The organism is Paenibacillus sp. alder61 (assembly GCF_020179875.1).
Classification (GTDB): domain Bacteria; phylum Bacillota; class Bacilli; order Paenibacillales; family Paenibacillaceae; genus Fontibacillus; species Fontibacillus faecis.
Map to the genome: position 1 here is coordinate 60,852 of NZ_JAIUDG010000029.1, position 11,861 is coordinate 72,712.

Annotated in this window: 11 protein-coding genes and 1 tRNA gene; 1 reads left to right on the forward strand and 11 read right to left on the reverse strand. The window is 52.3% G+C overall.

The genetic code is table 11. The features are described 5' to 3' along the window. The first annotated feature begins 326 nt into the window (after positions 1–326). Entirely contained in the window at positions 327–842 is a 516-nt protein-coding gene (tadA, locus tag LBW89_RS24350) for a tRNA adenosine(34) deaminase TadA (RefSeq protein ID WP_148454330.1), read from the forward strand. Positions 843–917: 75 nt separating this feature from the next. Here tadA and LBW89_RS24355 read toward each other — a convergent pair whose 3' ends face one another. The 11 genes from LBW89_RS24355 to LBW89_RS24405 all read right to left on the reverse strand — a co-directional run bounded on the left by LBW89_RS24355 (position 918) and on the right by LBW89_RS24405 (position 11,360). Next, a complete protein-coding gene (locus LBW89_RS24355; protein WP_148454328.1) occupies positions 918–1,991 on the reverse strand; it encodes a DUF6612 family protein in 1,074 nt (357 codons plus the stop codon). A gap of 100 nt (positions 1,992–2,091) precedes the next feature. After that, the gene (locus LBW89_RS24360; RefSeq protein ID WP_148454587.1) at positions 2,092–2,997 is read right to left on the reverse strand and encodes a YitT family protein; all 906 of its coding nucleotides are present in this window, start codon (positions 2,995–2,997) and stop codon (positions 2,092–2,094) included. Between the two features lie 188 nt (positions 2,998–3,185). Beyond that, the gene (locus tag LBW89_RS24365; RefSeq protein ID WP_213508894.1) at positions 3,186–3,347 is read right to left on the reverse strand and encodes a small acid-soluble spore protein P; all 162 of its coding nucleotides are present in this window, start codon (positions 3,345–3,347) and stop codon (positions 3,186–3,188) included. A 159-nt stretch (positions 3,348–3,506) separates the two neighbouring features. Continuing rightward, positions 3,507–3,595, reverse strand: a tRNA-Ser gene (locus tag LBW89_RS24370). 61 nt (positions 3,596–3,656) lie between these two features. Then, a complete protein-coding gene (gene serS / locus LBW89_RS24375; protein WP_148454323.1) occupies positions 3,657–4,940 on the reverse strand; it encodes a serine--tRNA ligase in 1,284 nt (427 codons plus the stop codon). Positions 4,941–5,104: 164 nt separating this feature from the next. Next, positions 5,105–5,686, reverse strand: coding sequence for a pyridoxal 5'-phosphate synthase glutaminase subunit PdxT (gene pdxT / locus LBW89_RS24380; protein ID WP_225040669.1), 582 nt, complete (start codon positions 5,684–5,686; stop codon positions 5,105–5,107). Between the two features lie 46 nt (positions 5,687–5,732). Then, complete coding sequence (gene pdxS, locus LBW89_RS24385) at positions 5,733–6,614, reverse strand: pyridoxal 5'-phosphate synthase lyase subunit PdxS (protein ID WP_148454319.1); 882 nt, start codon at positions 6,612–6,614, stop codon at positions 5,733–5,735. An 85-nt stretch (positions 6,615–6,699) separates the two neighbouring features. Further along, positions 6,700–8,121 carry a D-alanyl-D-alanine carboxypeptidase family protein gene (locus tag LBW89_RS24390; protein WP_225040671.1) on the reverse strand — a complete coding sequence of 474 codons (1,422 nt, stop codon included), beginning with the start codon at positions 8,119–8,121 and terminating at the stop codon, positions 6,700–6,702. 173 nt (positions 8,122–8,294) lie between these two features. Then, positions 8,295–9,752 carry an IMP dehydrogenase gene (gene guaB, locus LBW89_RS24395; protein WP_213508891.1) on the reverse strand — a complete coding sequence of 486 codons (1,458 nt, stop codon included), beginning with the start codon at positions 9,750–9,752 and terminating at the stop codon, positions 8,295–8,297. Positions 9,753–10,009: 257 nt separating this feature from the next. After that, complete coding sequence (clpP, locus tag LBW89_RS24400; RefSeq protein WP_148454315.1) at positions 10,010–10,609, reverse strand: ATP-dependent Clp endopeptidase proteolytic subunit ClpP; 600 nt, start codon at positions 10,607–10,609, stop codon at positions 10,010–10,012. A gap of 19 nt (positions 10,610–10,628) precedes the next feature. Next, complete coding sequence (locus LBW89_RS24405; RefSeq protein ID WP_225040675.1) at positions 10,629–11,360, reverse strand: RNA polymerase sigma factor; 732 nt, start codon at positions 11,358–11,360, stop codon at positions 10,629–10,631. Positions 11,361–11,861 lie beyond the last annotated feature (501 nt).

The window sequence follows — 11,861 nt, forward strand, 5'->3', positions numbered from 1 at the left end:
CCTCAGGCGGACAATGGAGATAATTGGCACATGTTGTTGCTATCCCCATCATACCTGTAACGACAAGATTTGCAAAGACGTTGAATTTCCCAGATGATTTCCCTACAATAAGAAAAAATACCTACTCATCCTGTGCATATCCTTTTTATAAAACAGAAAGTTATCCACATATTATAAACATATAAACATCGTCATAGTAGGATATGTGAATAAGATTGGGGATAAACCCTGGGTTATGCACAGGTTTGTCCACAACATGTTAAGAACGAATGCTTGTTCGCTGAACAAAATATGTCGAATGACGTTGAAGGAGCTGAATTGATTACATGCCGCTTCCGTGGATTCCGGAGCCTCCCCCATCGACACAGCCTCATGAGTACTGGATGGAGCAGGCGATTCAAGAGGCGTACAAAGCCGAAACGCTCGGGGAAGTCCCGATCGGCGCCATTATCGTATACGGCGACGAAATTATCGGCCGGGGCTACAATTTAAGAGAGAGCACGCATGACGGCACCGCTCACGCCGAAATGATCGCCATTCGGCAGGCCAGCCGGAACCTAAAGGCGTGGCGGCTTTTGCACTGTCGGCTGTACGTCACCCTTGAGCCCTGTCCCATGTGCGCCGGGGCGATCGTCCAGAGCCGGGTGCCTATGGTCGTCTACGGGGCCCCCGATCCGAAGGCGGGTTGCGCGGGGACGCTGATGAACCTGCTCCAGGAACCCCGGTTCAATCACCGGACCGAATTGGTCTCCGGTGTGCTGGAGGAAGAGTGCGGCTCGCTGCTGCGCGATTTTTTCCGGAAGCTCCGGAAAAAGCCGGCTAACGGCGAACCTTCGCCCTGAGTACGAGCCGGTTATCAACATAAAAAACCTTGCGAATCATATGATTCGCAAGGTTTTTTTGCGTCAAAGATCGGATTAATAACCCATGCCGCCCATTTCCTGTTCCAATTGATCCAACGTAATCGTGTCCTTTGGAATTCCGATCGAGAATGCAGCCTTCTCGTTGATTTTGCTGAACGTGCTCTTCGCCTGCAGCGCCAGCTTCACCTTCATCTGGGATTCCGGATCGTTGATTTCCAAATCCATGGTCATATCGGTATGCGATGGATAGTCCTTCTTGTCAATCGCCGTATTGACTACGAACTTGTTGACCTTCAGGTGCTTTTGCATTTCATCCAGCGCTTTGCCGAGCTCGGCTTGATCGCCTTCCTTCAGCGCCTTCTTCGCTTCCTCGATATCTTCAGGCTTCAAATCGAACATAGCGCGATATTCTTCTTTGCCCACGATATCCAGCACTTTCGGAAGCGCGTTATTGATCAGAATCGTGATCGCTTCCTTCACGTTGTCGTTGTTGACGCTGAACTGCACGACTTGCTTGGCGTTAAATCCTTCAGGCAGTTCCACTTCCTTCGGATCCACGTTCTTGAAGTATTTCGCCGAATCATACTCGGCCAATACCGCGCTGGAGATTTCACCCGCAAGCTTCTGCGTCTTATCCGCGTTAAAGAGGTCCGGATTGAATTCCTCGCCGCTTTGTTCCGCCAGTTCCTTCAGGTCCAGCTCCAGGAATTTCCCTACGATGTTCTCCGGCATCGGGAGGAACGGGATGCTTGGGATTTTGACATACATTTTTTCCTTCGTCATCACAAAAGGTACCGTGATCGTCGTTGTCATATCGCCGGTCAATTTAACTTCCAGAGTAGCTTCCGTTTGCATCGGATCCTTCTGGTAAATCTGGTTCACGTTAATTTCGGCGTTCTTCAACATCGAGAATACGGCGCCCATTTCCGCTGCTTGGGAAGAGGACCCGTCGAACGTCAAATCCAAAATTTTAATTTGATTGTTAAGAACATAAGAGTCCATCTTCAGCGCCTGAATCGCTGCACTTCCGAGCGCTTCCTTCGGTTCTTTTTTGGCGTTGCAGCCGGACAGCACCAGAACGACCGACATCAACAACACCAAAGCCGACACGTAAAACTTCCTAGACATTAATAACCCCTCTCCGTCATGTAAAGCTGACTATAAAAAAAATCAAAACTACCATTATCATAAACCATTTTCGTTTCAGCGGAAATACATTTTCAAAAATTTAGTGAATGGATTTCTTCTTAAAACGTCCGCCTTTTACGTCATGGATATTTCCTACGGCCAAAAATGCATTTTCGTCATAATGATTCACGATTTCCTTCAGCTTGGCTTCTTCCAAACGTGTGACTACGCAAAAAATCACTTTCTTCGGGTCCCCGGTAAACCCGCCTTCCCCCGACAAATAAGTGACGCCCCGGCCGAGCCGGCTAACAATGGCTGCCCCGATTTCATCGATTTGATCGCTGATAATCCAGACCGATTTCGATTCGTTCAAACCGTCCACTACGATGTCTATCGTTTTAAAAGCGATGTAATACGCCAGCAAGGAGAACAGCGCCCGTTCCCAGCTAAACACAAAACCTGCGCTAAGAAGAATGAAAAAGTTGAAAAACATAATGATCTCGCCTACGGAAAATGGAGACTTCCGGGAAATGAGAATCGCCACAATTTCCGTCCCGTCCAAGGATCCGCCGAAACGGATCACAATGCCCGTACCCAGTCCAAGCAGAATTCCGCCAAAGACAAAGGCCAGCAAGGTATCTTGCACAAAAGCTTCTACGGGATGCAGCAACGCGGTTCCGACCGACATGACCGTAATCCCTACCAACGTGGAGATTGCAAAAGTTTTGCCGATTTGTTTGTAGCCGATAATAAGAAAGGGAAGATTGAAGAGGAAAAGGAAGATACCTAAGGGTAATTCCGTCAAATAAGAGGACATAACAGAGATGCCGGTAATGCCACCGTCCGTAATCTTGTTCGGAACGAGGAACAGCTCCAGCGCCACGGAGACCAGGATGGCTCCCACTATAATAAAGAAAAATCGAAGCACCAGGCTTCCTACGGTCCTTTGCTTATGCTGCCGAGGAGCCGCCCCCGCGTTCGCGTCAGGGGTGGGGATGTTGTTCATTTCTACCAAGTTCAAACGCATCACGTTCCTTTCAAAAAGTATAGTTTTTCTCCATCTCTCCATTTCCTTGAAATCGGCACATTTTATGACGCCTCTATATCTATTATGACATTTTATGAGCTTATTGTCTTGCTAAAATTCCAAATTGGCATGAAAAACCCCGGCGCGAGGCCGGGGGTAAGACACGCTTAGCGGTGTCCGCTTCCTTCAGGGTTTCTGCTGCCGCCCTGCTGGCGCATTTTTACTTTTTTCGAGCCGGAAAGCGGCTCAGGACCACCATGCCCGTGCTCCCTATGGTTGCTCGTATCGGGCTGAGTTCCGGGCGTGGTGTAGGTTTGCGGCTTCGTCACGGATGATTTCCCCCTTTGCAAGGTAAATTGAAGTTCATCCGTTAACTTGCTTCTCCAGAGGATGCTTTATACAAGGCGGCAGCACTTGCCAAAATATAAAAAGGAGACGATCTTCATCGCCTCCATGGTTTCATTCGTATTCAGATCATAATAATAAACTGGCGGAGAGGATGGGATTCGAACCCATGTGGGCTTGCACCCTAACGGTTTTCAAGACCGCCCCGTTATGACCGCTTCGGTACCTCTCCAAATCAGAATCTGATTCGCGTAACAAATCAGATTCTATCATATCCCCATGCGGAGATCAAGTCATTTCCGCTTGGCAATAACCTGCAGATTACCCATATAAGGACGAAGCGCTTCCGGCACTTCCACACTGCCGTCCTCAAGCTGGTAATTCTCCAGAATGGCCGCCACGGTACGTCCCACGGCAAGTCCCGATCCGTTCAGCGTATGTACGAACTCCGGCTTGGCCTTCGGCTCGGGGCGGAAGCGAATGTTGGCCCGGCGGGCCTGGAAGTCCTCCACGTTCGAGCAGGACGAGATTTCCCGGTATACGCCGCTCTCCGGCAGCCAGACCTCAAGGTCATACGTCTTCGCGGACGTAAAGCCCATATCGCCGGTGCACAGCGTCAATACCCGGTACGGCAGGTTCAAAAGCTGAAGCACCCGCTCCGCGTTTGCCGTCATCTTTTCCAATTCCTCGTAAGAGTGATCCGGGTGCACGATCTTGATCATTTCCACTTTATTGAACTGATGCTGGCGAATGAGCCCGCGCGTATCGCGGCCCGCCGCGCCGGCTTCCGAACGGAAGCAAGAGCTGTACGCCACGTAGTTGCGAGGCAGGTCCTCCGCGCTTAAGATTTCGTCCCGATGGTAGTTCGTCACCGGCACTTCCGCCGTCGGAATCAGGTAATAATCGTTCTCCGTCAGTTTGAACAGATCCTCTTCGAATTTCGGCAGCTGTCCGGTTCCATACAAGCTGTCTCGATTCACTATGTAGGGTGGGAGCATTTCCTCGTAACCATGCTCATTGCTGTGCAGATCCATCATAAAGTTGATCAAGGCGCGCTCCAGACGAGCTCCAAGTCCTTTGTAAAAAGTAAACCGTGAACCCGCCACTTTGGCGCCCGCTTCAAAATCCAGGATCCCCAGGTCCGCCGCGATATCCCAATGCGCTTTCGGGGTAAAACCGAAGTTTCTCGGTTCGCTCCAGCGGCGAATCTCCACATTTTCCTCTTCCGACGCCCCCACGGGAACACTGCTGTGCGGGATATTCGGAATGCTCATCGTCAATTCGTCGATCTTGGCCTCAAGCTCACGCACTTCGTCGTCCAGCTGCTTGATCCGGTCGCCAACCTCGCGCATTTCCACGATCAGCTCGTCCGCGTTCTCCTTGTTCTTCTTACGCTGGGCGACTTCGGCCGATACGGTGTTGCGGCGGTTTTTGAGCGCCTCGCTCTCCTGCAGAAGCTCCCGGCGTTTCTCGTCCAGCTCAGGGAAGCCGGCGATCAGGTCCAGCGATTTCCCCCGGTTTTTCAGAGCCTCTTCGACGCGTGCAAAATCGTTTCGCAATATTTTAACATCCAACATGGGTAGTCCCTCCTAGATTCTTCCCGTCACAGCCGTACCGACTCCATCACCTGAACAGACCGCCGGGACCGCCGAAAAACGTAACCTTTAATAAACGTAACCTCTAATTTAAAAAGAAAAACAACCTCGACCCTTTGAAAAAAGAGTCAAGGTAGATCATGGGCCTAAACCGCTCCCGCTTTACTCTTGATCATCTCTAGAAAATAGGCATGCAACGAGCATTCGTCCGTGAGCTCCGGGTGGAAAGAAGATACCAGCAGGTGGCCTTGGCGCGCCGTCACGATTTCTTCCTTGTATGTGGACAAAACATCGACCTGATCGCCCACCGCCGTGATTAATGGCGCCCGGATAAAGACCGCCCGCAGCGGTTGGGTCAGGCCTTTTACGTCCAAATCCGTCTCAAAGCTCTCCCGCTGCCGTCCGAACGCATTCCGGGATACTTGGATATCCATCAGGGCGAGATGCGGTTCCTCGCCGCCCCCAATCTCCTTGGCCATGACGATAAGCCCGGCGCAGGTGCCGAACACCGGATGGCCTTGGGCTGCAAATGCGCGGATCGCCTCAATAAACCCATACTTGCGCATGAGTTTGCCGATCGTCGTACTCTCCCCGCCGGGAATGATCAGTCCATCCAGCTCCGAGAGCTGCTCGGGGAGCTTTACGGCAACCCCCTCCGCTCCCGCACGCTCTATACTGCGAATATGCTCCGCTACTGCGCCCTGCAAGGCTAATACGCCAACTTTCATGGTCTAACCTTCTTTCTTCTTCGCCGGGCAACCCCGATTCTCCTTCTTACCAGCCGCGATCCGACATCCGTTCCGCCGCCGACAGCTTCGAAATTTCGATCCCCTTCATCGGCGTGCCCAGGTTTTTGGAGACTTCGGCGATCAATTTATAGTCCGTATAATGCGTCGTCGCTTCCACAATAGCACGGGCAAATTTTTCGGGGTTATCCGATTTGAAAATTCCCGATCCGACAAACACCCCGTCCGCGCCCAAATGCATCATCAGAGCCGCGTCCGCCGGGGTGGCTACGCCGCCCGCCGCGAAGTTAACCACCGGCAGCTTGCCGTTCTCATGAACTTCCAGCAGCAAATCGTAGGCAACACCCAAATTTTTCGCTTCGGCATACAGTTCATCTTTGGACATATTCTGTACCTTGCGGATTTGGCTGTTGATCAAACGCATATGACGCACGGCTTCGACGATATTGCCGGTTCCCGGCTCGCCCTTGGTCCGGATCATGGAAGCTCCCTCGCTGATCCGGCGCAGCGCTTCGCCCAGGTCTTTGGCTCCGCAGACAAAAGGAACCGTAAAATCGCGTTTATCGATATGGAATACCTCATCGGCCGGAGTCAGCACTTCACTCTCGTCCAGGTAGTCTACCCCAAGGGATTCCAGAACTTTCGCTTCGACATAGTGGCCGATTCGGGCTTTCGCCATGACCGGAATGGAAACGACTTTCATGACCTCTTCGATAATGGTAGGGTCGGCCATGCGGGCAACGCCGCCTGCGGCACGAATATCGGAAGGAACTCGTTCCAGAGCCATTACGGCAGTAGCGCCGGCCGCTTCGGCGATCTTCGCCTGCTCCGCGTTCATGACGTCCATAATAACGCCGCCTTTTTGCATCTCAGCCATGCCTCGTTTTACTCGCGATGTTCCTGTTTCCATGTCCATGCCTCCCGATAATAATCTAACTTGATATTTTACAATAGTCACCTGAAATATACAACATATCCACTCGGAATAAGGAAGACTAGAACAGGTTCTTGATTCCGTTGAACAAATCGCTGAAGAAATCCCCGATCGCCCGCATCAGCAGCTTGAACCAGCCCGCCTTTTCCACATCCTGGGCGGTAATGAGGTTGACGGTCTTCTCCAGCGTCTGGTTCATGCCGTCAGGCTTGAAGGAGTACGTGACCGTCCCTACCTTGGTCCCCTGCTTCAGCGGTGCGGTCAGCGTTTCGTTGGACAGCGTTACCTTGGCCTGTACTTTGCTGGTATCCGTCCCTTTAGGGATCACGAAGCTAACGGCTTGATCGCTAACGACCGGTACGGAGGTGTTCTTCGCCTTCTTCACCGTAACGGTTTCCGTTCCCGGCACCGTCGCTTTTGGAGCGATGATTTGTTTCGTTTCGAAGTTGTTGAAGCCGTAATCCAGCACCTTGCGGGTCTCGACAAAGCGGGCCGATTCGGAGGAGGTTCCCATAACGACGCTGATCAATCGCACCCCGTTACGCTCGGCCGTTCCCGTAAAACAGTTCCCGGCATTCGAAGTATGTCCCGTTTTCAGGCCGTCCAGCCCTTCATAAGCGTACTTCTTGAAGTTGGTTACATTCTTGTTCGCCTCCAGCATCCAGTTGTAGTTTACAATCGGAGCTTTGTCTCTTTCCCGGAATTTATGCGTTTGAATGGACGTAAACCGGGCAAAATCCGGATGATCGGTGACGATGTACTTGGCCAGGATCGCCGCATCCATCGCCGACATCACCGTTTCCTGATTCCCGGGTGTCTTGTATTTCTCGGGCATATCCGCGATATCCAAGCCTGTGGAGTTGGCAAAATGGGTACTCTTCATCCCCATGCGTTTCGCTTCGTCATTCATCATTTTGACAAAAGCCTGCTCCGAACCGGCTACATGCTCCGCTAGAGCGACGGTGGCGTCATTGGCCGAACCGACGGCCATGGCGATATACAATTCCTCCATGGTATGTTGATCCCCTTCGGCCAAAAAAATCCGGGAACCTCCCGTCTCCGACGCATTTTCTCCAACCGTTACCACTTCGTCCCATTTAAACTTCCCTTGCTTCACCAGATCGGCCACAATGTATTCCGTCATCATTTTGGTCATGCTCGCGGGAGGCAGAGCCTGATCCCCGTTGATGTTCAACAGCACCTGGCCGGATACCGGTTCCAGCAGCACCGCCGATTTCACTTGCAGCTGCAGAGACTCCGGAGATGGAATTTGCACGGCTCCGCTCTGCTGCGATGCAGGTTTCGTAGATGTCGTCGTAGACCCCGTTTGGGATTGGGTTTGGTTTTGTTCGCCCTCCGCCAAGGCTAAAGTTGGGGCTAGCGAGAAGCAAAGCATATTAAACAACAGCACGGACGCCACGCCTTTGCGGACGAGATTCCGTCTGGATTTCGTTTTATGAAGGGGGGGTTGTTTCAGTTTCAATGTTCTTAAAGCTCCTCTCGTAAATCTTTCTAGTCTATCAATCCAAGATTCCAGTATGCATAGTTACTCGTTGAATTGCTTTATCTATTCTATCACAGGGCCTAGCGCAAAAAAAGACAAGCAGGGCGATTTCCGCCCTGCCTGCAAGTGGTATATGTTGGCTCCCACGCTGTTTACAGCGAGTAGTTCGGAGCCTCTTTCGTGATTTGAACGTCATGCGGATGGCTTTCGCGCAGGCCGGCTCCGGTGATACGCACAAACTGCGTATCGTTCCGCAGCTCGTCCAAAGTCTTCGTGCCGCAATAACCCATGCCTGAGCGGAGACCGCCGATCAATTGGGTGACCGTGTCGGCCAAAGGTCCTTTGTATGCCACACGGCCTTCGATGCCTTCCGGTACGAGCTTCTTGTCGTCGTCCTGGAAATAACGGTCCTTGCTGCCCTGTTTCATCGCCGCCAGGGAGCCCATGCCTCTGTACACTTTGTAGCGGCGGCCTTGGTAGATTTCCGAATCCCCAGGGCTCTCTTCCGTCCCCGCAAAAAGACTGCCCAGCATCACGGCATGCGCCCCTGCGGCGATCGCCTTGGTGATCTCGCCGGAGTATTTAATCCCGCCATCCGCGATGATCGGCACGCCGTATTCACGGGCCACCGTCGCGCAGTCGTAGATGGCGGTGATTTGCGGTACACCGATGCCGGCGATGACGCGGGTCGTACAGATCGATCCCGGTCCGATGCCGACCTTGACCACGGAAGCGCCGGCTTCGATCAGCGCCCGGGTGGCTTCCCCGGTGGCCACATTGCCCGCGATGATCGTCAGGTCCGGATAACGCTTGCGCAGCTCGGCTACCGCATCGATGATATTGATATGGTGCCCGTGCGCGGAATCGACGGTAATCACGTCAACGCCGGCTTTGACCAATGCCTCGGTCCGCTCAAATGTATCCTTCGAGATCCCTACGGCAGCGCCGACCAACAGTCTGCCCTGCGCATCCTTGGCCGCGTTCGGGAATTGAATCGCTTTTTCGATATCCTTAATGGTGATAAGGCCCTTCAGGACATTGTTCTCATCGACCAAAGGCAGTTTCTCGATCTTATGCTTCTGCAGAAGCACTTCGGCCTCCTGCAGCGTCGTACCAACCGGTGCGGTAACCAGGTTGTCGCGGGTCATGACCTCGCTGATCTTGATGCTGTAGTCATGCACAAACCGCAAATCGCGGTTCGTCAAAATCCCGATCAATTTATGCTCGTCGTCCACGATCGGCACCCCGGAAATCCGGAATTTGCCCATCACCGCTTCCGCATCGGAAACCAGATGGTTCGCCGTAAGTGAGAAAGGATTGGTGATTACGCCGCTTTCCGAGCGTTTCACCCGATCCACTTCCTCGGCTTGCTGCTCGATAGGCATATTCTTATGGATCATTCCGATGCCGCCTTCCCGTGCCATCGCGATCGCCATGGCCGCCTCCGTCACCGTGTCCATCCCTGCGCTGATCAGCGGAATATTGAGCTTCACCTTATCGCTCAATTTCGTGGCCACACTCACCTCTTTAGGCAATACTTCCGACTTGCGAGGAACCAGCAATACATCGTCGAATGTAAGGCCTTCCTTCTCAAATTTTCTTTCCCACACCTTAGGTTTTCCTCCTTGTTTTTTAATCGGGTCCGGTCTTGTTTTCCTTATAAAATCAACGCCGAATCTCACTTACAAAAATATATTATTGCCATCTTAGCAAAGGCCCTATAGGCTGTCAAGGACAAGTGGATCGATTGACTCGAAGGCTTTCTACCGTATACGGGTGTCCATCTAGGGTGCACAATATCGCTTATTTTTAGTAATCAAAAAACGCCGCTGTTCATTTGCTGAACAACGACGCTTTTAAGTTTCCCTTATGAAGCGCTCTTCGCGCTGGTGATCACTTTATCGATAATCCCGTAGTCCTTGGCCTCTTCCGCGCTCATAAAATAATCCCGATCCATATCCCGGGCGATCCGCTCGATCGGTTGTCCCGTACGTTCCGCGGCAATTTCATTGAGCCGCTCCCGAATGCGAAGAATCCGCCGCGCGCTGATCTCGATATCGCTGGCCTGCCCCTGAGCACCGCCGTGCGGCTGGTGAATCATAATTTCACTGTTCGGGAGAGCAAACCGTTTTCCCTTCGTTCCCGACAGCAGAAGGATCGCCGCAAACGAAGCCGCAAATCCCGAGCAGATGGTCTGCACATCGGGTTTGATGTACTGCATCGTATCGTAGATGGCGAAGCCGGCGGAGGTGGAGCCTCCCGGACTGTTGATATAAAAGTAAATATCCTTCTCCGGATCCTCCGCGGCCAACAGCAGCATTTGGGCGGTAATACTGTTCGCCACTTGATCGTCTATGGCCGATCCCAGGAATACGATCCGGTCTTTCAACAAACGGGAGTAAATATCATAGGAACGTTCGCCGTGACCGGTCTGTTCGATAACATACGGGATAATCATATTGCTCATTTTGCACACCTCCATAAAATTATGCCGCTATTGCCCGGCAGTTTATTCCTTGATCCATCGTCGCATTATCACTCCGGTTTGCACGTTGCGGTGCCCCATTGTTTGACCGCAGAACGGAAACCACCGCTTCCTTCGGTACGCCATCATTCATCAACATCACTATGGCGGCCGTATTTTGTTGGCGGAACGCTTCCAGGTAAGCGTATGTCATGAGCGCATCCGCTTCGGATTTCGAACCGTCGGCCGTCCTCCTCAGCTTCGCCCTGGCCCGGTGAAGGGCGGCTTTAATCGCCCCTTCGGAGGACTTCGTCAATTCCGCCGCCTCCGCGGCAGTATATTTCAGCACATCCACCAACAAAAGAGCCGTACGTTGTCCCGGCGCCAGCTGCTGCACCAGCGTTTCCATGGCCATCCACACTTCCATTGGGTCCGCGTTCGGATGCTGCAGCTCCTCCAGAGGCTGCTGCACCAACGAAAGAGACTTTTTCCGGTTCCGATCAATCCACGCATTACGGGCAACCTTGTACAGGTACGCACGGGTAATCCGGCCTTCATCAACACCTTTCTGCAGCGCGGACCAAACCTTTAGCCAAGTATCCTGAACCAGGTCATCACCTTCCCACGGAGAGCCTGCCAAAGCACGGCAGTACTGCCGAAGAGCCTGGTGGTGCAGAACGATCCGATCCCTATATGTGTCAGAGTCTTTTACCGCCATCTCCAACGGTTTGACATCCACCAGCTCTTTCCGCATGCCGGCACACCTCCTGAAGTTCTCTTTGAGTACTTATATATTCAACCTCACTGTTATAAACGAAAAAAAACCACTTGTAGATACGGTACGCTTTATAATTTTTAAAATCAACCGATGATGCATATCGGTGAGTTGGAATGGGGGGAATCGCGGACGCGCATACGTAAATCCCTACAAATGTGCAGGAATTTTTGAGGAGATAGCCCCTGCTGAGCGAAATTCCTGCAAATCTGCAGGCCTTTTTGCTTTAGGGGCCCCATTCGGACGGACGAGCCGAAAATCCCTGCACTTTTGCATCTTTTTCGCTTTTCGAGGCTAAAACGCTCGGAAATTCCTGCAGATTTGCAGGTATTTTATAGAGCACACTTATTGAGCATACAAAAAGAGCACCACCGCATCATACGGTAGTGCTCTTCTCAGTTGCTTGGCGGCGTCCTACTCTCCCAGGACCCTTCGGTCCAAGTACCATCGGCGCTGGAGGGCTTAACGGTCGTGTTCGGG